Below are 23,456 nucleotides of genomic sequence, written 5' to 3' on the forward strand. Positions count from 1 at the left end.
AGAGCCTCCCTTCCTGAGGCCCGAAATCAGTCTCAAATCATCTGACGACGGACAGGCATAGGGCCCGTCGGTGATCGTCGCTTCCTCGCTCGAAACGCGGCCCGGCTCGTCGCCGATCTCCATCGTCTCCTGGATCGCGGCCGGCGGGCGCGGCTGTGCTGGCGCCCCCCCGGACAGGGCGAACAGCGACGCGAGCCCGAGGCCGGAGGCCAGCAGGCCGGTGCGGATTGCGTGGTTCATCTCATCGCCTCCGTTCAGCCGCAGCGGCTGTAGATGAAGGTTCCGTAGCGGGCATTCGCATCGGCATCGACGAAGCGCGCGACGATCTCCTTCGGTTTGACCGACAGCAATTCGCGGTCCTGCGGATCGCCAGCCGGGGCCTCGAAGCCGAGATAGGTCTTTCCGCCGGAGCCTGCCTTCAGCCTGAGCTCGTAGAGCTTGGGGTCGTCGGCGACATGCATCATCACCCCGTCGCCCGGCCCTTTCGCGATCACATAGGGCTGCTTGCACTGGCCCCGCGCCTCGGCTTCCGTGCGCTTGCGATCCTTCTCCGTATGGAAGGAGGCGACGCCCCAGCGCCCGACCAGGGCATCACGCGAGACATTCGCCGGAGCCGGGGCGGACGCACCCGCGGCCCCCCCGCTCGCGATGGGCGGCAGGCTCTCGCCCCCACCGCAGCCCGCGAGGAGCAACGGCAAAGCGACGGCGCCGGTCGATAGCCATCTGATGTCTTGGAAGCGTGCAAGCTCGATCACCGTCGTCCCCCTCCTTGCAACACGATAGTCCACGCCGCACGCCTTCCCGGCCCGTACCGGGCGTCCAGCTTTCCCGTCAGCGCGACGGGACGCCGTATGAGAGCCGCAAAGGCCGGATCGATCAACCCCGGGCGCGGGCGGCAGCACGTTCCGACAGCTCCCTTGGCGAGCACGGGGGAAGAGACGCCGGGCATAGAGGCTAAGAAGCTCCTCGACACGGTCGGAAGCGCTGGTTGGTTCCGGCAGGCCGCGCCGGAGGCCGTCACTGTTGCGTGGCTCGCGGCGTCGGCTGCACGCTGCCGCGCGAGCGCCGCAGATTGACACGCGGAGGGCGCTCCGGCCGGCTGTGCGACTGCCGGCGAAGCTGTCTTTGGCGATTGTAATAGAGTTGCGGCCGCTGGCTGAACGCGGCGTCGACCCGATCGAGCGCGCGAGCCGTCTCGTCCGCCACGGCCCCGTCATCGGCTGCCGCTGCGGCACCAGGGGTGATGGTCGCCAGAAGCGACGAACCGGCCAACCCGAGAAATCCGGCCAGGAGTGATCGCCTGCTCGTCATGCCACGACCTTCCTCGATCCCGCGCGTCATGAATCATGCAGCCGGGCAACGGTGCCCCGCACCATTGCCCGGCCACAGAAATCAATCGGGAGTGTCAGGGGCAGCGCGCCTCGAACGTGCGCCCGTAACGATCGCGATAGAGGCAGTTATTGGGAGTGGTGGCCCGGCCGATTACCGCTCCGGTGACGCCGCCCACGGCGGCGCCGATCGCCGCGCCGCGGCCACCTCCGGCAATGCCGCCGATGACGGCGCCGGTCCCGGCGCCGATCGCGGCCCCGCCGAACGTCCGTTGATCGGCGGAATTGGCGTTGCACCCGGCAAGCACCAACCCGATGGCGAGGATCGAAAGCTTCCAGCGCATCCTAGTCGTTCCCCTTTGAAATCGAACGCCTTCGAGCTGCGCAGGGACCTCACCCGGCGGCATCGAGCCGCCTCGCCTTGTGCCGGCTCAAGGCCGTTTCAAGCCTAGGTCGCAAGGCCGAAAATGCATCCTCAGGAAATCCCAAAATCTGTCCCCATGATCCCAATCGAAGTGCATATCGTCTGCATCGCCGCCGTGTCAGCGCGATAACGCCCCGGCGCGATCGAGCGCTGCCCCCCTTGAAGCGCGATGGAAACGGCGCCACGGCCCCGCCATCGGCCGTGGCGCTACCAGAGGACGCGAAACAGGTTTCGCCCGCATTTCAAAGCGCTGCGGCACGGCGCCCCGCCCAGGCGAAGGCCGTCGCGGCCATGGTTCCCAAATGATCGGCCGTCGAAAAACCGGAGATCCGCTTGCGGGGCTTGAGGTCGTGATCGCCGTCCTCCAGCCAGAGCATCTCGATCAGCGGCGACAGCCTGTAGGTCGCAACCTCCTCCAGGGAGCCGAATTCATCGCGCGTTCCCTGCACGATCAGGGCCGGCGTCTTCAGGTCCGCGAGATGCGCGGTCCGCAATTGCTCCGACTTACCGGGCGGGTGGAAGGGATAGCCGAGGCACAGCAGGCCGCAAATCCGACCTTGCGCGAACAGCGCATCGGCAACCATGCTCGCGACGCGTCCGCCCATCGACTTGCCGCCAATGATCAGCGGCCCCCTGGCGCCCAAAGCATCGACCGCAGCGAGATATTGCGGGTTGAGCTTTTCGGCGCGCGGCGGCGGCAGCCGCCCGCCGCTGCGCCGCGCCGCCATATAGTCGAACTCGAACCGGGCCACGCGAAAGCCGGCTTCGGCCAGCGCCTTCGCAGCCGCCGTCATCGAAACCGAATCCATGGGGGCACCGGCCCCATGCGCCAGGAGGACGGTCATGGCGGCCCGTTCGGGACCGTCGAAAAGGAACATCGTGCTGCCTTGCCTCACCGAGCCGGCCACTTGAAGCGCCGGCATGGCAGGAGCCTAGAGCGCCTCGGCCACGTCCGATAGGCGGCGCCACCGCAAACTAGGTTCCGCAGAACGTCGCCAGCACGCGCTCATGCATCTCCGGCGGCCGCGCATGGTCCTCGCGGCCCGGCTGCGCATCGAACGGGCGGGCGAGAACCTCAAGCAGAGTTTCGAACGGAGCGAAATCGCCGCGCTCGACAGCCGCCTCGATCACCGCTTCGATCAGGTGATTGCGCGGGATGAACAGCGGGTTCACGCGCAGCATCGCATCCCGGCGCGCCTCGGCCGACGCCGCCTCCTTCAGCAGGCGCTGGCGCCAGCGGCCCTCCCAGGCATCGAATGCGGCCGGATCCTTGAAGAGGCTGCGGCAGGCATCCGCGCTATCCTGCGCGGCTTCCTCGCTCAGGCGCCGGAAGACCAGCGTGAAATCGGCCTCGCCATGCTGCATCGTCTCGAGCAGCGTCCGGATCAGCTCGACATCCTCAGCCTCTTCCGTGGCGAGGCCGAGCTTGCGGCGGAAGCCTGCGATCAGATGCGCCTGGAACTGCGGATCGAACCGGTCGAGCGCCGCCTGCGCGATCGGCACGGCCTTGTCGATATCCGCGTCCAGCAGCGCCAGCAGCGTCTCGGCGAAGCGGGTGAGGTTCCAGCGGGCGATCGGCGGCTGGTTGGCATAGGCATAGCGGCCGTGCTCGTCGATCGAGCTGAACACCGTCGTCGGATGGTAGGCGTCCATGAAGGCGCAGGGACCGTAGTCGATGGTCTCGCCGGCGATCGACATATTGTCGGTGTTCATCACGCCGTGGATGAAGCCGATCGTCATCCATTGCGCCACGAGCGCAGCCTGCGCTGCGACCACCGCCTCGAGCAGCGCGAGAAAGCGTCCCTCGCCAGTGCAGGCCGGATAGTGCCTGATGATGACGTGGTCGGCGAGCAGGCGCAGCGCCTCGACATCGCCGCGCGCGGCGAAGAACTGGAAGGTGCCGATCCGGAGATGGCTGGAGGCGACGCGGGTGAGCACGGCGCCGGGCAGAAGCGTCTCGCGCCGGACAACCTCTCCCGTAAGAACGGCTGCGAGGGCTCGCGTCGTCGGGATACCCAGCGCCGCCATCGCCTCGCTGACGATATATTCGCGCAGCACCGGCCCAAGCGCGGCCCGGCCGTCGCCGCGGCGCGAAAAGGGGGTCGGGCCGGCGCCCTTTAGCTGCAGGTCGTAGCGTTTGCCGTCCTGGCCGACGACCTCGCCAAGCAGGATGGCGCGCCCGTCGCCGAGCTGAGGACTGAAGCCGCCGAACTGATGGCCGGCATAGGCGGTCGCGATCGAGGCCGCGCCAGCCGGCACATCGTTGCCCGACAGCATCGCCACGCCGTCCGGGCCCTTCAGCCAGTCGGGATCGAGCCCGAGCTGCAAGGCGAGCGGCGTATTCAACCGGATCAGCCGGGGCGCCTCGACGGGCGTCGGGGCGACCTCGGCATAGAAGCGCGGCGGCAGCCGCGCATAGGAATTGTCGAAAACGATCGGGCTCATCGACCGAAGATAGGCGCGGCAGACGTCAGTGCAACACGGAGCCTCCTGCACAGGCCTGTGAGACCAAGCCGTCGCGGCCACGTTGCCCTCAGCGAAAAGCGGCTCAGCCGGGCTCACGGCCCGACGAGTTGCCCGCCATCGACCACGATGCTCTGGCCGGTAACCCAGCTCGCCTTGCTGGAGGCGAGGAAGAGCACGACCTCGGCGACCTCCTCGGGCTTGCCCATCCGGCCGAAGGGGATAGTCGCCAGCGTCGCATTGTAGAGCTCGGGATTGGAGGTCTTCCGGTCCTCCCAGGAGCCGCCGGGAAACTCGATCGAGCCCGGCGCGACGCAGTTCACGCGGATGCCCTTGCGCGCCAGCATCTTCGCCTGGCTGCCGGTATAGTGCATCACCGCCGCCTTGATCGCGCCGTAGGGCGCCGAGCGCGAGGACGCCCGCAACGCCGAGATCGACGAGATGTTGACGATCGACGACCCCGGCTGGAGATGCGGAATGGCCGCATGGCTGCCGCGCACCACGGCCATCATGTCGACGCTGAGCGAGGCGGCCCAGCCATCCTCGTCATCGGTCTGGCCAAAGCCGGAAGCGTTGTTGACGAGGATGTCGAGCCCGCCCAGCGCCTTCACGGCCTCCGGCACATAGGTTGCGATCTGGTCGGCATCGGCAAGATCGACACTGGCCGCATGCGCCGTGACGCCGATTGCCTCGATCTCCTTGCGCGTCGCCTCGAGCGGCCCGGCACCTCTTGCGCAGATCGAGACCGCCGCCCCGCCCGCGGCGAAGCCGAGCGCGATCGAGCGGCCGATGCCGCGGCTGCCGCCCATCACGATCACGCGCTTGCCGGTGAATTCCTTGGCCATATCGGCCTCCCCTTCCTGATTGATTCCCGGTCCTTATTGCCGGTGGGAGGAGGCAAGCTTCAAGGCGGACGGCACGCATGCCGCCCCTGCGATTTCAGGCAGACCGGCAACGCTACCGGTCGCGTGCGACGCGAAATCCGTTGGTGTAGAAGCGCACATCGGCCTCGTATTTGAAACGCGCGGCCGAGCGCAGATAGCGCGGATCGTTATTGAACGAACCGCCGCGCAGCACGCGCTCGCGGCAGCCTCCAACGGTATAGGCGCTACCGTCGCGCGGCGCGCTGCGGTAGCTCTCGCTCCAGCAGTCGGCGACCCATTCGGCCGCATTGCCGGCCATGTCGTAGAGACCGAACGCATTGGCCGGGAACTGGCCGGCTGGCACGGTATTGCCGCGCTTCTGGTCGTTGCAGCCGACGCAATTCGCGCGCTCCTTCTCCAGGGCCTGGCCCCAGGGATAGACCGTCGTCGTGCCGGCACGCGCGGCATATTCCCATTCGCTCTCGGTCGGCAGGCGATAGCGCTTGCCCGTTCGGGCCGAGAGCCAGGTGAGATAGGCATTCGCATCGTTCCAATGGATGTCGGTGACCGGCCGCTTGCCGCGACCGAGCCCGCGATCGTCAGGCCGGAAATTGCAGCCGCCCTGGTCGATGCAGAGATCCCATTCCTCGAAGGTCACCTCGCGCGCGCCCAGATAGAAGCCGTGGATGCTCACCGGATGCACCGGCTTCTCGAATTCGTAGAGATCGTTCGAGCCCATCTGGAAGCTGCCGGCAGGGATCGCGATGAGCTCCGGACAGCCCGCGCAATCGCGTTGCGGCACACTCGTCGCTGGCTGAGGCACTGCCGGCGGAGCGGCGACCGCAACGGCGGTTGAAGCCGGCGCGGCCGGGCCAGCGCGGTATTCCTGTTCCCGCGTACGGGCCAGCAAGGCGAAGCGCCCGTTCGGATAGGCATCGAGATAGGCGCGGTACTCCGCTGCGTTCCGGCTGTTGCGGATCGATTCCCAGAAAGCGAGGTCGTAGGCGGCATCCTGTGTCACGCCCGGCGTCTGGGGCGGCGGGATGACGGCGCGGCTGCCCAGCGCCACGGCAACCGGCTGGAAGACCGGCGTGATCACGAGTCCCTTCGGCGGCTCGGCCGAGAGCCAGACCTGCTGATTGCGCCGGGTTTCGCGCGAAACCGTCTCCCGTACCTGTTTCAGCGCCTGCGCCATCTCCAGCCCGGGCGTCCGGATCGCCTTCAGCCAGGCCTCGACGGCGCGGTCGGCGCCGCCGGGCAGCGCCTTGCCCGGCGCCGTCGGGAACAGCACGGCGATGCCGTCCATCGGCTCGAGCGGCAGGAGCCCCTTCGCCTTGCCCTGCCATGGATTGTCCCGTCCGGCATCGAGGAAGATCAGGGCGCTCGCCGGCCGGGCGACGATCAGCGGATCGACGATCTCGTCGAGATCGACCGCGCCCTCGGCACTATTCTGCGTCGAGACCAGGAAATTGCGGTTCCGCTGCTGGACCGCGTGACCGCTATAGAACACCACGACCTGCGCGCCGCGCCTGAGCTTGCTTGCGAAGCCGGCGATCGCCTGCCGCAGCGCGTTGCGATCGGCATTCTCGACGGTGACGACATCGAAGCCGCCAACGCTCAACGCCTGGGCCACAGTGCGGCCCCGTTGCAAGGCGCCACTGATCGGCGCCTGCTGATAGGCCTCGTTGGCGATGACGAGAGCGACGCGCACAGCTTCGTTCGGCTGCTGGGCCAGGCCGGAGGCGGCCAGCATCGGCAGCAGGACAACGGCAACCAGGACACGTAACCAGGCCATCGGCAGACGGGAGCCTCTCCAGCTAGCGGACATTGACCGTGATCTTCGGTGACATCACGGGCGGATTATGCGGCGTATGGGTGTAGTCGCCGACCAGCAATTGCAGCGTGTGCCGGCCCTTGGGCAGCGTCACCACCACTTCGGTCTGCCCGTTGCCGAGATGGATATTGTTGTAGTCGGACGGGATCGGCTGGTCCGGCGGGCCGGGCTCGGTGTCGATCAGCAGGTGGTGATGCCCGGTCCGCGCATGGTTGATGCCGGCCGGCGCGACCCCCATGCCGCGCAGGCCGATACGCACGGTGAAGCGCTCGGGCACGCTCAAGCCATCGATCGGATAATGGAAATAGACCTGCGCGCCGGGTGGGGCCGGCTGGCGCGTCGGCGTCTGCGCCACAGCCTCGGGGACAGCGCCCTGCCAGGCCGCCAGCGCGAAAAGGCCTACTGCTGCGATGCGGACTTGCGACGTCACCGGCGCCTCCTCGCCCTCGGCCCGCCCGGCACCACGGTCACCGTGATGCGCTCCGAGATCACCGGCGGATCATGCGGCATATGGTTCTCGTCGGCGAGCAGGAGCTGCAGCGTGTGTCGCCCGTTCGGCAGCGTCAGCCGGTATTCGGTCTGGCCACCGCCGAGATGGATATGGTTGAGATCGGCCGGGATCGGCGCGTCGAAGGATGGCGGCCCGGCATCGACCAGCAGGTGATGATGGCCGGTATTCGGCTTGGCGACGCCGGCCGGCGCCACACCCATGTTGCGCAGGCCGAAACGGATCGTCGAGGTCGGATAGATCCGGTCGCCGTCTCTCGGGTAGACGAAATAGACGGCCGCATCGTTGGGCGATGGCGTCCGGGCGGGGCCGGTGCCAGGGGCATGCGGAGCCGCAGCGGCAGCAGCGGCCGGCTGTCCATCACCGACGACGCGGACCCGGATACGCTGCGAGACCACGGGCGGATCGTGCGGCACATGCTCGTGATCGCCCATCAGCAATTGCAGCGTGTGCTCGCCGGGCGGCAGCGAGAGTTCGACCTCGGTCTGGCCGCGCCCGAAATGCAGATGGTTGAAGTCGCTGGGAATCTCGCGGTCGAGCGCCGGCAGTTCGGTATCGACGAGAAGATGATGGTGGCCGCCGTTCGGGCTCGTGGTTCCGGCCGGTGTCACCGTGATGCCTTCCACTCCAAAGCGGATCTTGGCGTGGCTCGGGATCGTCGCGCCGTCCCGCAGATCGACGAAGAAGACGCGCGCGCCGGGCCCGGCGGCCGAGCGCGGCTTTTCGGCCGAAGTTGCGGGAACCTCGACCGTGATGCGCTCCGACATCACCGGCGGATCATGCGGCACATGGTTGTGGTCGGCGAAGAGCAATTGCAGCGTGTGCTTGCCCGGCGTCAGCGCGATCTCGGCCTCGGTCTGGCCACCGCCGAAATGGATATGGTTGAAATCGCTGGGGATCGGCTGGTCGAGCGGCGGCAGTTCGGTGTCGATCAGCAGGTGGTGATGCCCGGCATTCCGAGCCGCTTGTCCGGCGGGAACGACCTCCATGCCTGAGATCGCGAAACGCACCGTGAGCTTGGCGGGGACCTGTGCCTTGTCGGCGAGGCCGATGAAGGAAAGGCGAGCGGTCGCCGCGGCCGGGCTGCGCTGCCGGGCACGCTCCTGCGCCGATGCCCCGGCGATCGGAACCGCCACGGCCAGACCCAACAGCAGAAGCGCCGGCGCGAGGCGTAGCATCAGCATCTTCCTTCCGCGAGAAGATGGACGGAAGGCTACCAGTGCCGACTGGCGCCTTCAAGCAAAACGCCATCCCGTTTCGGTGAGAACTATGCATTGTTCTGGAGCTGTCCGGGGTCATGCATTAGCATGACGCAGAGGCTGCCGGCAGCTTCTAGGAACGTCCCATGATCCTCGTCGCCAGACTCTGCGGCCTGATCCTCCTGCTGCTGTCCGGCCTTGCCCTGGCCGAGACGCCGCCCGAGCGCCGCGTCGCGTTGGTCATCGGCAATTCCAGCTACCACAACGCTCCCGCGCTGCCGAACACCGTGAACGATGCGCGCGACATGGTCGTCGCCCTGCGCAAGGTCGGCTTCGAGGTCGTCGACGGCATCGACCTCGACAAGCGCGGGATGGATGCGGCGCTGACGCGTTTCGCCCGGTTGGCGCAGGATGCCGATGCCGCGATGTTCTATTTCGCCGGCCACGGCTTCCAGTTCAACGGCGAGAACTACCTCGTTCCGGTCGAAGCCAAGATCGAGGACGAGGTCGGCGTCCAGTACGAGACGACGCGGCTCAACGATGTCGTCACCGCCCTGAACTATGCCAAGGGCGTCAAGATCATGGTGCTCGACGCCTGCCGCAACAACCCGTTCGTCGGGTTGCTCGCCAAGCGGCAGGCGACGCGCGGCTTCTCGGTCGGTTCCGGCTTGGCCCCCGTCCAGCGCGCGCAGGGCATGGTCATCGCCTATGCCACGCAGGCGAACGATGTCGCCGCCGACGGCGCCGGCCGCAACAGCCCCTTCACCGCCGCATTGGTGCGCGAGATCGACCAGCCCGGGCTGGAAGTCGCGACGCTGTTCCGCCGGGTGCAGAAGAGCGTCTACGATACCACGGCCGGCCGGCAGACGCCGGAGCTCTCCCTCTCCCTGCTCGGTGATTTCTACCTCAACCGCGAGGAGACGGATGCCGATGTCTGGCGCCGCATCCGCGCCAGCGACGACTCCGCCGCGCTGCAGGCCTTCATCCAGCGCTATCCGCAGAGCTTCTTCGTCATCGACGCCCGCACGCGGCTCGACCTGCTCGAGCGCCGCTCCTCCGTCTCAAGCGAGCGCGACAAGCTCGTACGCGAATTCGCCGAACGCGAGCGCGCCCTGCTCCAGCGCCTCGAGCGGGCGGAGCAAGGCCGGCGGCAGGCGGCCGACGAGCTCGCTCGCACGGATACCGGCGGCGCGGTCGGCGTCCCTCTACCTGTGCCGGCTCCGGGCTCGGCCCCTGTCGCGGCTGCTCCCGCCCAGCCCGCACCACGCACCCAGGACAAGGCGGAACGAGCGCGCCTCGCCGACGAACTCGCCCGCCGGGAATCCGAGCTCGCAGCGATCGAAACGGAAAAGCAGCGCCTCGCCGACGAGCGCCAGGCGGTCGAGCAGGCACTGGCCGCGCGGCTCGGCGCGCCGGGAGCGCTATCGCCCAATCGATCGACGCAGCCCATCGCGCTGCCGGGCGCAGCGCCCCGCCCGGTGGAAGTGGCTCCCGGAGCAGCGTCGAGAGGCCGGACCTCCGGCGAATGTGCCGAACTCCTGATGCGGGCGCAGCTCGGCGAGCTGACACCCGCCGGACGCGAACAATTGCGGCAGTGCCGCTGATGCAGGTGGTCGTGGCGGCAAGCCCGGCCGAAGCTGGAAAGGTGAGGCATGACGGACCTGTCCCGCTTTAAGATAGCCATCATCGGCCTGGCCTTGCTGGCTGGCGCCACATCGGCCGGCGCCCAGACCGCGCCGCCGCCCCCTGTCCCAACCCCCTTCGCCGAGGCGCTGCGCAAGGCGGCCGACGACCTGTTCGGCAAGGCGGCTGTTTCCGGGGACAAGATCAACCTCGTCATCGACCCGCTGATCGATGCCGCCTCGGGCGCGCAATCGACCGCGACGCGCTCGATGCAGGCAACCCTGATGGAGCTCGTCCGGACGAGCTACCCGCGCTTCACCATCCTGCCCTTCGCCAGCGAGGCCTTGGCGAGCAAGCCGGTCGTGCTGGTCGGCACCTTCACCGCCGTGAACAATCAGGGCGTGGCGGACGGGCCGCGCGACGCCTACCGGATCTGCCTGACGCTGGCCGACCTCAAGTCCAACAGCGTCGTCTCCAAGGGTGTTTCGCGCGCCCGCACGGAAGGCGTCGACACCACGCCGACGCCCTATTACCGGGACTCACCGCTCTGGGCGAAGGACCAGGCGACCGACGCCTATATCAAGACCTGCCAGGGCACGAAGCTCGGCGACGCCATCGATCCCGGCTATGTCGAGCGATTGACGGCGAATGCGCTGATCAATGACGGCATCCTCGCCTATGAGACCCAGCATTTCCGCGAGGCGCTCGCCTTCTACCGGACGGCACGCAAGCTGCCCGGCGGCGAGCAGCATCGCGTCCGGATCGGCACCTATCTCGCCGCCAGCAAGCTCGCCCGGCGCGAGGACATGGTCGACGCCTTCGGCGACCTGATCGATTACAGCCTCGCCACCGACCGCTTGATGGTCAAGCTGCTGTTCAAGCCCGGCACGACGCAATTCATCGACGACCGCCAGATCACCGATCCCTATCCGATGTGGCTGAGCCAGATCGCGACGCGCTCCCGCCAGAAGGGCGCCTGCCTGGAGATCGTCGGGCACACCTCGCATACCGGCCTGCCGCAGGTGAACGAGCGGCTTTCGACCCTGCGGGCGCAGTTCGTGATGGACCTTCTGCTGACCGGCGCGCCCGACAATCGCGGCCGCATGATCGCGACCGGCCGCGGTTTCAGGGAGAACCTCGTCGGAACCGGCAAGGACGACGCCAGCGACGCGCTCGATCGCCGCGTCGAGTTCAAGGTGATCGGCTGCTGAGGTCGAGGGGTCGAAGACGTACCGGTCATCGCGTTAGGCCGGCTGGCGGTCCGCGACATCATCCGACTTGACCAGTCCTCAAGACGAAGCCACCGCCTGCTCGGGACTAGCGACTGCGGCCCGACGAACCTCCGGATTGATCCGCCGCCGCAGCGACCGTATTCCTCTTGTCGACAAGAGGATTCCCCATGAAAGCCACCAAGACCAAGGTCGCCGCCGTTCCGGAGCGCAAGCGCGGCTCAGGCGTGAAATTCGTCTACGATCTGCTGCGCAACGAGATCCTCGATCTCGTCCTGGCGCCGGGCAGCCCGATCGACGAGGTCCAGCTTGCCGAGCGCTTCCAGATGTCGCGCACACCGATCCGCGAGGCGCTGGTGCGGCTGGCCGGCGAAGGGTTGATCGATACGCTGCCGAACCGCTCGACCATGGTGGCCAATCTCGACTTCCTCAACATGGCGCCCTTCTTCGACGCGTTGACGCTGATGTATCGGGTGACGACCCAGCTCGCCGCCCAGAACCGACGGCCGGAGGATCTCGAGGCGATCCGCGCCCGGCAGGCGGAGTTCGCCGCCGCTGTGAAGGCACAGGATGCGCTGGCGATGATCGCGACCAACGCCGCCTTTCATGCCGCGATCGCAGATGCCGGGCGCAACCCCTATTTCAACAACCTGTTCAGCCGCCTGCTCGACGAGGGCCGTCGCTTCCTGCGGCTCTACTATCAATCCTATGACGACAGGCTGCCGCAGCAATTCGTCGACGAGCACGAGACGATGATCGCCGCCATCGTGGCGCGCGACACGGCGTCGGCCGAGCGCCTGGGCAAGGCTCATGCCGAGCAGATCGTCCAGCAGATTCAGAAGCTCATGATCGGTGAGGAACGGCTCGACATCGCGCTCTGAACAGCCTGCGCAATTCTTGTCGACAAAGAATATGCAAAACGCTACAACGCGCTCGGGAGGAGCGTGCCGCTGCGGCGGCAAGGTCTCCGCAGGAACGACAGCCAGAAGGAGAGCGAGATGAAGGCCAAGATTTTCTCCGGCGTGATCCCCGCGCTGATGACCCCGTGCAAGGCCGACCGTACCCCCGATTTCGACGGGCTGGTGCGCAAGGGCAAGGAACTGATCGCCGCCGGCATGTCCGCGGTGGTCTATTGCGGCTCGATGGGTGACTGGCCGCTCCTGACCGACGCCCAGCGCATGGAAGGCGTCGAACGCCTGGTGAAGGCCGGCATTCCGGTCATCGTCGGCACCGGCGCGGTCAACACCGCTTCCGCCGTCGCCCATGCGGCCCATGCCCAGAAGGTCGGCGCCAAGGGCCTGATGGTGATCCCGCGCGTTCTGTCGCGCGGCTCGGTCATCGCTGCCCAGAAGGCTCACTTCAAGGCGATCCTGACCGCCGCCCCGGACCTTCCGGCGGTGATCTACAACAGCCCCTATTACGGCTTCGCCACCCGCGCCGACCTGTTCTTCGCGCTGCGCGCCGAACATCCGAACCTCGTCGGCTTCAAGGAATTCGGCGGCGCCGCCGACATGCGCTATGCGGCCGAGAACATCACCAGCCGCGATGACGGCGTCTCGCTGATGATCGGCGTCGATACCGCCGTCGTCCACGGCTACGTCAATTGCGGCGCGACCGGCGCGATCACCGGCATCGGCAATGTCCTGCCCAAGGAAGTGCTGCATCTCTGCCAGCTTTCGGTCGCCGCTGCTGCCGGCGATGCCACGGCGCGCCGCCAGGCGCAGGAACTGGAGCAGGCGCTCGGCGTCCTCTCCTCCTTCGACGAAGGCCCGGATCTCGTCCTGTTCTTCAAACACATGATGGTGCTGAAGGGCGACAAGGAATACACGCTGCACTTCAACGAGACCGATGCGCTGAACGACAGCCAGCGCGGCTATTGCGAGGCCCAGCTCAAGCTGTTCGACGTCTGGTACGCCGACTGGTCGAAGGCGAACGTCGCCCGCAAGCACGCGGCCTGATCATGCGCCCTGCGCGGCGGAACACCTTCCGCCGCGCGTCGAAAAGCTCCATGTCGGGCCGGCCCGGGCCGCTTTGCGCTCCGGGGCATGAAGCAGGCCCGCATTCGAGAAGCGCATCCGCAGATGGCCAGTCCCGATGTCATCGTCATAGGCGCCGGCGTGGTCGGCCTCTCCGCCGCGATCGCGGCACAGGGGCGCGGCCTCTCGGTCACCGTGCTGGACAAGACCGGCCCGGCGGCGGGCGCCTCTGCCGGCAATGCCGGCGCGTTCGCCTTCACCGACATCCTGCCGCTCGCTTCGCCAGGCATCCTGCGCAAGGCGCCGAAATGGCTGCTCGATCCGCTCGGGCCGCTTTCGGTGCCGCCGGCCTATGCGCTCAAGATCGCGCCCTGGATGTTCCGTTTCTGGCGGGCCTGCTCGCCCGCGCGGGTCGCCCATTCCACGACGGCGCAGACTGCCCTGATGGACCTGTCCAAGGCGGAGCTCGAGCCCTTCCTGCACGAAACCGGCACCTTCGCCATGCTGCGCAAGGACGGCAATCTCCAGGTCTATGAGAGCAAGGCCGAACTTGACGCCTCCCTCCCCGGCTGGCAGGCCCGCGCGGAACACGGCATCGAATTCCGCCACCTCGACGCCGCCGGCATGGCCGCGATCCAGCCCGGCCTGGCGCCACGCTTCACCCATGGCACCTTCACGCCCGGCTGGTATTCGATCGCAGATCCGCAGAGCTATACGATCGCGCTCGCGGATCACTTCCGCGCCCGCGGCGGCACGATCGAGCGGCTGGAGGTCGAAGCGCTTGAGCTTGTTGACGGCGGCGTCACGCTCCATGCCCGTGGCAGCCAGACGCGGCAGGCGACGCAGGTCGTGCTCGCGGCCGGCGCCTTCTCACATCGCATTGCCAGGAGCCTCGGCGAGCGCATCCCGCTCGAAACCGAGCGCGGCTACAACACCACCTTGCCGCCCGGTGCCTTCGACCTGCGCACACAGGTCACCTTCGGCGGTCATGGCTTCGTCGTCAGCCGCCTGTCGACCGGCATCCGCGTCGGCGGCGCGGTCGAGCTCGGCGGGCTCGACCTGCCCCCGAATTTCCGCCGCTCGGAGGCGATGCTGGCCAAGGCCCGCGCCTTCCTGCCCGGGCTCAAGCCCGAGAACGGCGTACAGTGGATGGGTTTTCGCCCTTCGCTGCCGGACAGTCTGCCGGCGATCGGCCGTGCCCGCGCCACGCGGCGCGTGGTTTACGCCTTTGGCCATGGCCATCTCGGCCTGACGCAATCGGCCGGCACCGCCCGGCTGGTCGCCGATCTCCTGACGGATCGGCCCCCAGTCATCGACATCGCTTCCTTCTCACCGCAGCGCTTCTGAGAGTCGGACCATGGCCAGCCACACCTTCTCCTGCATCGACGGCCACACCTGCGGCAACCCGGTGCGCCTCGTCTCCGGCGGCGGCCCGCGCCTCGAAGGCAACAACATGCTGGAGAAGCGCGCCCACTTCCTGCGCGAGTTCGACTGGATTCGCACCGGCCTGATGTTCGAGCCGCGCGGCCACGACATGATGTCGGGCTCGATCCTCTATCCGCCGACCCGCCCCGATTGCGATGTCGCGGTGCTGTTCATCGAGACCTCCGGCTGCCTGCCGATGTGCGGCCACGGCACGATTGGCACCATCACCATGGGCATCGAGAACGGGCTGATCACCCCGCGCGAGCCGGGCAAGCTTTCGATCGAGGCGCCCGCCGGCAAGGTCGATATCAGCTATCGCCAGGAGGGCCGCTTCGTCGAGGAAGTCCGCCTGACCAATGTGCCGGGCTTCCTCTATGCCGAAGGCCTGACGGCCGAGGTCGAGGGCCTCGGCGAGATCGTCGTCGACGTCGCCTATGGCGGCAATTTCTACGCCATCGTCGAGCCGCAGAAGAATTTTCGCGATATGGCCGACCATACCGCCGGCGAACTCATTGGCTGGTCGCCGAAGCTGCGCGCCGCGCTCAACAAGAAATACGAATTCGTCCACCCGGAGCACCCGCAGATCCAGGGGCTCAGCCACATCCTGTGGACCGGCAAGGCGACAAAGCCGGAAGCCCATGCCCGCAACGCCGTATTCTACGGCGACAAGGCGATCGACCGCTCGCCCTGCGGCACCGGCACCTCCGCCCGTATGGCCCAGCTCGCCGCCAAGGGGAAGCTCGCGGTCGGCGACGAGTTCGTGCATGAATCGATCATCGGCTCGCTGTTCAAGGGCCGCGTCGAGGCCGCGACGACCGTGGCGAACCGCCCGGCGATCATCCCTTCCATCGCCGGCTGGGCCCGGATGACCGGCTACAACACCATCTTCATCGACGACCGCGACCCCTTTGCCCACGGCTTCGTCGTGACCTGAGGTCGCTCAGCTTGCGGACGGCTCGCCCGATCCCCGGCGGACCAGGAAGACCGCGGCGCCCGCACTCATCAGCGCCAGGCAGAACCAGGTCAACGCATAGATCAGATGCGTGTTGCGGAAGCTGACCTGGGTCATGCCGCCTTGCGGCAAGGGACCAGGCTCGGATGCCGCATCGGCATCGACGAAATAGGGCGCGACCTCGCCCAGCCTCCCTGCCGCTGCGATCGCGGCCATATCGCGTGAATACCAGCGACCGGCGGCAGGATCGTTGCTGCGCAGGAAGCCGCCGCCAGGCTCGCTCAGCCGCAGCAGGCCGACCACCTTCGTGTCCTTATCCTCCGTTGCGCGACGTTCTCCCGGCCCACGCCGATTCTCCGGCACGAAGCCGCGATTGACCAGTACGGTGAAGCCCGCATCGCTCCGGAACGGCGCGTGTACCCAGAAGCCCGGCCCGCGCTCGGTCACCGCCATGGTCAGCGTGTCCGGCGCATCCAGATAGCGGCCATGCAGCTCGACACGACGGTAATCGTCGGTGGTTGCGCCGATCCTGGTCCACTCCACCGGCCCCGGCGCCGCGACCGGGGCACCATGAATCCGCACCTCGACGCGGGCGATCAGGTCGAGTTTCCAGCTTCGGCGCTCGATCTGCCAGATGCCGAGCCCGGCGAAGACCAGAGTGCAGAGACCAAACGCAGCAACAAACGCGAACCGGGCAAAGCCGCCGCGTTCGCGCACGCCCGCTTCGACCGGCATCACCGGCCTTACATCCTGTGCATGTCCGGCATCATGTTGCTGTTCAGGTGGTACATCACCCAGAGCGAGCCGGAGAGCACGATCACCACGATCACGATGGTGAAGATCAGGCCCATCATGTTCCAGCCGCCCTCCGAGCGACCGTTCATGTGCAGGAAATAGACCATGTGGACGACGATCTGCACGGCGGCGAAGGCCATGATCACGATCGCCGTCAGCGTCGCATTCCCCAGCACGTCGTTCATGACAAGCCAGAACGGGATCGCCGTCAGGACGACCGAGAGCAGGAAGCCGGTGACATAGCCGCTGAGGCTGCCATGCGGAACATGATCGTCGCCATGGGCGCCATGCGGTTCGGCGTGATGTTGGGGACTGCTCATTTCAGCACACCCATCAGGTAGACGAAGGTGAAGACGCCGATCCAGACGACGTCGAGGAAGTGCCAGAACATGGAGAGGCACAGGAGGCGCCGTCGATTGGCCTCGATCAGCCCGCGCTTCGAAACTTGCACCATCAGCACGCTCAGCCAGATCAGGCCGAAGGTAACGTGCAGGCCGTGCGTGCCCACCAGCGTGAAGAAGGAGGACAGGAAGGCGCTGCGCATCGGCGTCGCGCCCTCGCGGATGAAGTGCGCGAACTCGTAGAGCTCGATCGAGAGGAAGGCGAGGCCGAAGAGCCCGGTGACGACAAGCCAGCCCTGCATCGCCGCCTGCCGGCCTTTGTCCATCGCCAGCATGGCGAAGCCATAGGTGATCGAGGAGAACAGCAGCATCGCGGTATTGACCGCGACCAGCCTGAGGTCGAACAGGTCAGCGCCGGACGGGCCGGCCGCGTAGTTGCGCCCGAGCACGCCATAGGTCGCGAAGAGGACTGCGAAGACCAGGCAGTCGCTCATCAGGTAAAGCCAGAAGCCGAGCATGGTCGAGCCGCCGGAATGGGCGTGCTCGTCCTCGGTCACGTAGAAGGCCGGGACGCCCGCGGCCTGCGCCTGTGCTTTCGCCTTGGCCATCACCGCCCCTCAGGCCCTGCCGAGCAGCTGGCTGCGCGAATCCTCTTCGCGCAAGACTGCCTCCGCCGGAATGTGGAAGTCACGGTCATAGTTGAAGCTATGGATGATCACGGTCGCGATGACGGCGACGAAGCTCAACGCCGCCAGCCACCAGATGTACCAGATCAGGGCGAAGCCGCCGACCGTCGCAAGCCCGGCGATGATGACGCCGGCGCCGGTGTTGCGGGGCATGTGGATCGGCTTGAAGCCGCCGAGCGGGCGCCGGTAGCCGCGCTTCTTCATGTCGGCCCAGGCATCGAGGTCATGCACGATCGGCGTGAACGCGAAATTGTAGGCCGGTGGCGGCGAGGAGGTCGACCATTCCAGCGTGCGCCCGTCCCACGGGTCGCCGGTCGTGTCGCGCAACTGCTCGCGCCTGATGATGCTGACGCCGATCTGGATGATGAAGCAGAGGATGCCGAGCGCGATCAGCGCCGCACCCAAAGCCGCAACCACGAACCAGATCTGCAGCGACGGGTCCTCGAAGCGGCTCAAGCGCCGGGTCACGCCCATCAGGCCGAGCACATAGAGCGGCATGAAGGCGACGTAGAAGCCGATCACCCAGAACCAGAACGAGAGCAGGCCCCAGAACCGGTCGAGCTTGAAGCCGAAGGCCTTCGGGAACCAGTAGGCGATGCCGGCGAAGACGCCGAAGACCACGCCGCCGATGATGACGTTGTGGAAATGGGCGATCAGGAACAGGCTGTTATGCAGCACGAAATCGGCAGGCGGCACAGCGAGCATGACGCCGGTCATGCCGCCGATGACGAAGGTCAGCATGAACGCCACGAGCCACATCATCGGCAATTCGAAGCGAATGCGCCCGCGATACATCGTAAACAGCCAGTTGAAGATCTTCGCGCCCGTCGGGATCGAGATGATCATCGTCGTGATGCCGAAGAACGAGTTCACGCTGGCGCCCGAGCCCATCGTGAAGAAATGATGCAGCCAGACGAGATAGGACAGGATGGTGATGACCACCGTCGCATAGACCATCGAGGCGTAGCCGAAGAGGCGCTTGCCGCAGAAGGTCGAGGCCACCTCGGAATAGACCCCGAAGATCGGCAGGATCAGGATGTAAACCTCCGGGTGGCCCCAGATCCAGATCAGGTTCACGTACATCATCGGATTGCCGCCGAGATCGTTCGTGAAGAAATTGGTGCCGACATAGCGGTCGAGCGTCAGCAGCGCCAGCGTTGCCGCCAGGATCGGGAAGGTCGCGACGATCAGCACGTTGGTGCAGAGCGCGGTCCAGGTGAAGACCGGCATCCGCATCATGTCCATGCCGGGCGCCCGCATCTTCACGATGGTCGCGATCAGGTTGACACCGGACAATGTCGTGCCCACGCCGGCGATCTGCAGCGCCCATAGGTAATAGTCCATGCCCACCCCGGGCGAGTAGGCGGCCCCCGAGAGCGGCGGGTAGGCGAGCCAGCCGACCTTGGCGAATTCGCCGATGAAGAGCGACATCATCACCAGAACGGCGCCGCTCACCGTCATCCAGAACGAGAAATTGTTGAGGAAGGGGAAGGCGACGTCGCGCGCGCCGATCTGCAGCGGCACGACATAGTTCATCAGGCCCGTGACGAAAGGCATCGCCACGAAGAAGATCATGATCACGCCATGCGCGGTGAAGATCTGGTCGTAATGGTGCGGCGGCAGGTAGCCCTCGTTGCCGGCGAAGGCGATCGCCTGCTGGCCACGCATCATCAGCGCATCGGCGAAGCCGCGCAGCAGCATGATGACGCCGAGGATCATGTACATGATCCCGATCTTCTTGTGGTCCACGCTGGTGAACCACTCGTGCCAGAGATAGCCCCAGAGCTTGTAGCGGGTGACCAGCGCGACGAGCGCAAGGCCACCGAGCGCGACAGCCGCGAAGGTGCCGATCAGGATCGGCTCGTGATAGGGGATCGCCTCGAGGGTGAAGCGGCCGAAGATCAGCTTCCACCAGTCGGGATAGGAGGTCATCGTTCACTCGCCTCAGTTGGCGACACGGGCGCTGACGCCCGCGGTGCCGTAGACATCCGTGGGCGTGCAGATCGCCGTCACGAAGGGGCGGGGCGGCATCGGCTGCCCGCCCCGGCGCACGCTCTTGTCGTATTCGAGCTGCGCGACGATATGGATGCCCTCCTTGCCGCCGCCGCCCTTGGCGTCCAGCGCCATCATGTCGCGCGTGCACATCTTGGCGCGGTCGACGCACATGTTGAGGATGGCGCTGAACAGATCGGACGGGATGTCGCGGAAATAGCGGACAGCTTCGCGCTCGCTCGGCTTCTCCAGCACGAGATACTCCTCGCGCCCGAGCGGGCTGCTGTTGCGGATCGCGCGCTGCACCCAGTCGCCGAAGCCCTTGTCATCGACGCCGCGGAAGCGGAAGCGCATGTCGGAGAAGCCGGCGCCGCTGTAATTGGCCGAGAAGCCCTCGAACTCGCCGGCATGGTTGATCACGGCGTTGAGCTTGGTCTGCATGCCCGGCATCGCGTAGATCTGGCCGGCCAGCGCGGGAATGAAGAGCGAATTCATCACCGAGGACGAGGTAATGCGGAACTCGATCGGCTGGTCGACCGGCGCCACGACCTCGTTGAGCGAGGCGATGCCCTGCGCCGGGTAGAGGAACAGCCATTTCCAGTCGAGCGCGACGACCTGGATCACCAGCGGTTCCTTGCGGATTCCGTTGCCGCCCGCCTTCGCCTCGACCGCCGGTTTGCCGGCGCTGATCCGGTCGAGCGGGCGGTAGGGGTCGAGCAGATGCGTGCCCATCCAGGTCATGGCGCCGATCACGACGATGATCAGCAGCGGCACCGACCAGATCACCACCTCCAGCGGCAGCGAATGGTGCCAGTCCGGATCGTAGCTGGCCTTGGCCGAGGCCCGGTAGCGCCAGGCGAAGAAGATCGTCAGCGCCATCACCGGCACGATGATCAGCAGCATCAGCGCCGTGGAGGCGAACAGCAGGTTGCGCTGCTGGAGGGCGACGTCGCCGGACGGGCCGAGCAGCACCATCTGGCAGCCGCCAAGGAGCGCGAACAACGGCAGAAGCGGTAGAATGCGAAAGATTCTCAAGAGACTCGAGACCTCCCTGATCCGGGAACAGCCGTTCTCTATTCCCATCCCCCCGCAGCGCACATCGGACAATCTGTCCCTTTGCGATGGTTTGACGGGTAGCTTCTATCCACCGTATCCATTTGTATGAGGTGCGGGCAAGCCCGGTTCTGCCGGCCCGCCTCCCAACAAGGAATTCGCGGTCATGAGCACTGACGCGGCGAGCCATTCATCGAGACATCCGACGGACGAGCATGGCCGCGACCACGTATCGCCGGCCGATATCGCGCTCGGCGTCATCATCGGCCGAACCTCGGAATATTTCGACTTCTTCGTGTTCGGCCTCGGCTGCGTGCTGGTCTTCCCGGAGCTGGTCTTCCCCTTCGCCGATCGCCTCACGGGCACGCTCTATGCTTTCGGCATCTTCGCGCTGGCCTTCGTCACCCGCCCGATCGGCTCGGTGCTGTTCTTCCGCCTGGACCGCAACTACGGCCGCGCGACCAAGCTCACCGCCGCGCTCTTCCTGCTCGGCGGCTCGACGGCGGCGATCGCCTTCCTGCCGGGATATGCGACGCTCGGCATCTGGTCGATCGTCATCCTCGCGGGCTTCCGCCTGCTGCAGGGCATCGCGCTCGGCGGCGCCTGGGACGGCCTGTCCTCCCTGCTCGCCCTCAATGCCCCACCGAACCGGCGCGGCTGGTATGCGATGCTGCCGCAGCTCGGCGCGCCCTTCGGCTTCATCCTCGCGGCCGGGCTCTTCGCCTATTTCGAGGGCGCGCTCTCGAAGCGCGACTTTCTCGACTGGGGCTGGCGCTATCCGTTCTTCGTGGCGCTCACCATCAATGTCGTGGCGCTCTTCGCCCGCCTGCGCATGGTCGCGACCCAGGAATTCGCCCAGTTGATGGAAACCCGCGAATTGATGCCGGTTTCGGTCTTCGAGCTCGTTCGCACCCACGGCCGCACGCTCGTCCTCGGCGCCTTCGTGCCGCTGGCGAGCTTCGCGCTCTTCCACCTTGTGACCATCTTCCCGGTCAGCTGGATCAATCTCTTCACCGACCGTTCGGTCTCCGAGTTCCTGCTGGTGCAAGGTGCCGGCGCCGTGGTCGGCGCGGGCGCGATCGTCACCTCCGGCCTGATCGCCGACCAGATCGGCCGCCGCAACACGCTGCTGCTCTCGGGCGCGATGATCGCGCTGTTCAGCCTCTCCAGCATCGTCGCGCCGCTGCTCTTCGGCGATAGCCTCGCCGGCCAGACGATCTACGTCATCATCGGCTTCGGCCTGCTCGGCCTCGCCTATGGCCAGACGGCCGGCGCGGTCGCTTCCAGCTTCGGGCTGCAATACCGCTACACCGGAGCGGCCCTGACCTCGGACTTCGCCTGGCTCATCGGCGCCGGCTTCGCCCCGCTGGTCGCGCTGACCCTGTCGAGCACGTTCGGTCTCGCCTGGGTCGGGCTTTACCTGCTTTCCGGCGCGCTCTGCACATTGGCAGCGCTGTGGATCGATCGGCGACTGGAAGCGCGCTACGGCTAGAGCAGTGCTCAGGCCGCCTGCGGCTGCTCCTGCGGCGCGAGATAGGCGCCCTGGAAGGTTGCCATCACATGCTGGACCATGTCGCGCGCGACATGGAGCTGATCGTCCTGGAAGGCGAGTGCGCGGGGCGAGTTGAGCACGATCTCGTAGCTCGGGAAGTAGTCGACGAAATCGAAGCGGCGGAACAATTCCTCCGCCACGGCCCGCAGCACCGATTTCGAGGCACTGTTGGCGACGATGACATCGGCATCCTTGAAGGTCGCGCCGAACGGCACCGGGGAGACCGTGACGACGAAGCGCATCTCGGGATGGCAGTGCTCGCGGATCAGCCCGATGATGTCGAGCATGTCGGCCAGCGTCGCGTCATAGCCATAATCGACGAAGCGGAAGCGCTCCGGCAACCGTTGCAGCCAGACCGGGCCGGGATGGGCGTTCATGGCGATGCCGGTCTGCGCATCCAGCCAGGTCTCGGTCAGGCCGAGCGTGAAGAAGCAGACGTGCGCCTGCCTGATCTGCGCGGTCGCGGCAGAGAGGCGTTGGCGGTTGGCGAGCGCCGTCTCGCGATCGAGCAACTTCAGACCGCTGGCCTGCGGGTCGAACCATTGCCCGGGCGCAAGCTCGATCAAGCCCTCGTCGGGGTAGCTCTCGCCGAGCAGGACGCGCTTGATCTCGTGGGTCATCGAGCGCACCGAGTACTTGTTCAGCGCCCCCCGGCTGAGCTGGCCGCGATCGGCCCCGCCGCCGCGCCCGCTCTCCTCGCTCCAGCTTTCGAAATGCTCGGCCGGCACACCATGGCCTTCGAGCAGCAGCGGCAGGCCGCGCGCCATCAGGATGTTCTCGACCTCGCGCGCGAAGCACGAACCCATGGTGAAGATCGGCTCGGACGGGTCGAGCTTGAACTTCGGCTTGTGCTCCACCGCGACATAGTCGCCCGTGGTCAGGCGCTCCTTGGCCATCTTCTCGGGCTTGCCCGAGGTCCAGCCGCGCACGGGATTGCCGCGCATGATCGAGAGGGCGATGCCCGCATCATATTCGATCTTCATGATCGTCTCCTGGTTCGTGGAAGCCGATAGCCGGAAAGCCTTCGCGCCACTGCGAGGGCCGTTCTTGGGTCCGGGCCACCCCTTAGAGCCCGTTTGGAAATTCCTTGAGCCCTCATCCTGAGGAGCCATTTTCTTGGAAATGGCGTCTCGAAGGATGCTTCAGGAGGCTCCGGAACCATCTGGAACATCCTTCGAGACGCAGCCTTCGGCTGCTCCTCAGGATGAGGGCT

22 protein-coding genes and 1 pseudogene are annotated in these 23,456 nt (G+C 66.6%); 7 read left to right on the forward strand and 16 right to left on the reverse strand.

Annotation, left to right across the window (positions count from 1 at the left end):
• The 10 genes and pseudogenes from Q0Q02_RS14775 to Q0Q02_RS14820 all read right to left on the reverse strand — a co-directional run.
• Positions 1 to 240 (reverse strand): annotated as a pseudogene (locus Q0Q02_RS14775) (hypothetical protein); the annotation flags it as partial.
• 14 nt (positions 241 to 254) lie between these two features.
• Positions 255 to 755, reverse strand: a complete 501-nt coding sequence (locus Q0Q02_RS14780) for a hypothetical protein (protein WP_293810505.1) — start codon at positions 753 to 755, stop codon at positions 255 to 257.
• Positions 756 to 1,017: 262 nt separating this feature from the next.
• Positions 1,018 to 1,341 carry a hypothetical protein gene (locus Q0Q02_RS14785; RefSeq protein ID WP_293810506.1) on the reverse strand — a complete coding sequence of 108 codons (324 nt, stop codon included), beginning with the start codon at positions 1,339 to 1,341 and terminating at the stop codon, positions 1,018 to 1,020.
• A 64-nt stretch (positions 1,342 to 1,405) separates the two neighbouring features.
• Positions 1,406 to 1,672: a YMGG-like glycine zipper-containing protein gene (locus Q0Q02_RS14790; protein WP_293810507.1), complete on the reverse strand. Its 267-nt coding sequence runs from the start codon at positions 1,670 to 1,672 to the stop codon at positions 1,406 to 1,408.
• Positions 1,673 to 1,994: 322 nt separating this feature from the next.
• Positions 1,995 to 2,630 (reverse strand): alpha/beta family hydrolase, encoded by a 636-nt coding sequence (locus Q0Q02_RS14795; protein WP_293810550.1) that lies wholly within the window; start codon positions 2,628 to 2,630, stop codon positions 1,995 to 1,997.
• Positions 2,631 to 2,727: 97 nt separating this feature from the next.
• Positions 2,728 to 4,197, reverse strand: a complete 1,470-nt coding sequence (locus Q0Q02_RS14800; RefSeq protein ID WP_293810508.1) for a protein adenylyltransferase SelO family protein — start codon at positions 4,195 to 4,197, stop codon at positions 2,728 to 2,730.
• 113 nt (positions 4,198 to 4,310) lie between these two features.
• Positions 4,311 to 5,060, reverse strand: a complete 750-nt coding sequence (locus Q0Q02_RS14805; protein ID WP_293810509.1) for an SDR family oxidoreductase — start codon at positions 5,058 to 5,060, stop codon at positions 4,311 to 4,313.
• A gap of 112 nt (positions 5,061 to 5,172) precedes the next feature.
• Entirely contained in the window at positions 5,173 to 6,873 is a 1,701-nt protein-coding gene (locus Q0Q02_RS14810; RefSeq protein ID WP_293810510.1) for an SUMF1/EgtB/PvdO family nonheme iron enzyme, read from the reverse strand.
• A gap of 22 nt (positions 6,874 to 6,895) precedes the next feature.
• Positions 6,896 to 7,342 (reverse strand): DUF4399 domain-containing protein, encoded by a 447-nt coding sequence (locus Q0Q02_RS14815; RefSeq protein ID WP_293810511.1) that lies wholly within the window; start codon positions 7,340 to 7,342, stop codon positions 6,896 to 6,898.
• The gene (locus Q0Q02_RS14820) at positions 7,339 to 8,598 is read right to left on the reverse strand and encodes a DUF4399 domain-containing protein (RefSeq protein WP_293810512.1); all 1,260 of its coding nucleotides are present in this window, start codon (positions 8,596 to 8,598) and stop codon (positions 7,339 to 7,341) included. Before Q0Q02_RS14820 ends, Q0Q02_RS14815 begins: the two co-directional genes overlap by 4 nt.
• 167 nt (positions 8,599 to 8,765) lie before the next feature.
• Here Q0Q02_RS14820 and Q0Q02_RS14825 point away from each other — a divergent pair, with 167 nt between their 5' ends.
• From Q0Q02_RS14825 to Q0Q02_RS14850, 6 genes are all read left to right on the forward strand, one after another.
• A complete protein-coding gene (locus Q0Q02_RS14825) occupies positions 8,766 to 10,223 on the forward strand; it encodes a caspase family protein (protein ID WP_293810513.1) in 1,458 nt (485 codons plus the stop codon).
• A 48-nt stretch (positions 10,224 to 10,271) separates the two neighbouring features.
• A complete protein-coding gene (locus Q0Q02_RS14830; RefSeq protein ID WP_293810514.1) occupies positions 10,272 to 11,453 on the forward strand; it encodes an OmpA family protein in 1,182 nt (393 codons plus the stop codon).
• Between the two features lie 188 nt (positions 11,454 to 11,641).
• Positions 11,642 to 12,352, forward strand: a complete 711-nt coding sequence (locus tag Q0Q02_RS14835) for a GntR family transcriptional regulator (protein ID WP_293810515.1) — start codon at positions 11,642 to 11,644, stop codon at positions 12,350 to 12,352.
• 117 nt (positions 12,353 to 12,469) lie between these two features.
• A complete protein-coding gene (locus Q0Q02_RS14840) occupies positions 12,470 to 13,429 on the forward strand; it encodes a dihydrodipicolinate synthase family protein (protein ID WP_293810516.1) in 960 nt (319 codons plus the stop codon).
• 123 nt (positions 13,430 to 13,552) lie between these two features.
• Positions 13,553 to 14,794 carry an FAD-binding oxidoreductase gene (locus Q0Q02_RS14845; protein ID WP_293810517.1) on the forward strand — a complete coding sequence of 414 codons (1,242 nt, stop codon included), beginning with the start codon at positions 13,553 to 13,555 and terminating at the stop codon, positions 14,792 to 14,794.
• Positions 14,795 to 14,804: 10 nt separating this feature from the next.
• The gene (locus Q0Q02_RS14850; protein ID WP_293810518.1) at positions 14,805 to 15,806 is read left to right on the forward strand and encodes a 4-hydroxyproline epimerase; all 1,002 of its coding nucleotides are present in this window, start codon (positions 14,805 to 14,807) and stop codon (positions 15,804 to 15,806) included.
• A 6-nt stretch (positions 15,807 to 15,812) separates the two neighbouring features.
• Here Q0Q02_RS14850 and Q0Q02_RS14855 read toward each other — a convergent pair whose 3' ends face one another.
• The 5 genes from Q0Q02_RS14855 to cyoA are packed head-to-tail and all read right to left on the reverse strand — an operon-like array spanning position 15,813 to position 20,673.
• Entirely contained in the window at positions 15,813 to 16,541 is a 729-nt protein-coding gene (locus Q0Q02_RS14855; RefSeq protein WP_293810519.1) for an SURF1 family protein, read from the reverse strand.
• 26 nt (positions 16,542 to 16,567) lie between these two features.
• A complete protein-coding gene (gene cyoD, locus Q0Q02_RS14860) occupies positions 16,568 to 16,939 on the reverse strand; it encodes a cytochrome o ubiquinol oxidase subunit IV (RefSeq protein ID WP_293810520.1) in 372 nt (123 codons plus the stop codon).
• On the reverse strand, positions 16,936 to 17,568 hold the full coding sequence (cyoC, locus tag Q0Q02_RS14865; protein WP_293810521.1) for a cytochrome o ubiquinol oxidase subunit III: 633 nt from the start codon (positions 17,566 to 17,568) through the stop codon (positions 16,936 to 16,938). Before cyoC ends, cyoD begins: the two co-directional genes overlap by 4 nt.
• Positions 17,569 to 17,577: 9 nt before the next feature.
• Positions 17,578 to 19,578, reverse strand: coding sequence for a cytochrome o ubiquinol oxidase subunit I (gene cyoB, locus Q0Q02_RS14870; protein WP_293810522.1), 2,001 nt, complete (start codon positions 19,576 to 19,578; stop codon positions 17,578 to 17,580).
• Positions 19,579 to 19,590: 12 nt separating this feature from the next.
• The gene (cyoA, locus tag Q0Q02_RS14875) at positions 19,591 to 20,673 is read right to left on the reverse strand and encodes a ubiquinol oxidase subunit II (RefSeq protein ID WP_293810523.1); all 1,083 of its coding nucleotides are present in this window, start codon (positions 20,671 to 20,673) and stop codon (positions 19,591 to 19,593) included.
• A gap of 184 nt (positions 20,674 to 20,857) precedes the next feature.
• On the opposite strand from cyoA, the gene Q0Q02_RS14880 reads away from it, so the two are divergent.
• Positions 20,858 to 22,183 carry an MFS transporter gene (locus Q0Q02_RS14880; protein ID WP_293810524.1) on the forward strand — a complete coding sequence of 442 codons (1,326 nt, stop codon included), beginning with the start codon at positions 20,858 to 20,860 and terminating at the stop codon, positions 22,181 to 22,183.
• Positions 22,184 to 22,191: 8 nt separating this feature from the next.
• Here the strand turns inward: Q0Q02_RS14880 and Q0Q02_RS14885 are convergent, their stop codons facing one another.
• Positions 22,192 to 23,226, reverse strand: a complete 1,035-nt coding sequence (locus tag Q0Q02_RS14885) for a GSCFA domain-containing protein (protein WP_293810525.1) — start codon at positions 23,224 to 23,226, stop codon at positions 22,192 to 22,194.
• Positions 23,227 to 23,456: the final 230 nt, after the last annotated feature.

Origin of the sequence: uncultured Allobosea sp., from assembly GCF_945956895.1 — a bacterium.
GTDB lineage: Bacteria > Pseudomonadota > Alphaproteobacteria > Rhizobiales > Beijerinckiaceae > Allobosea.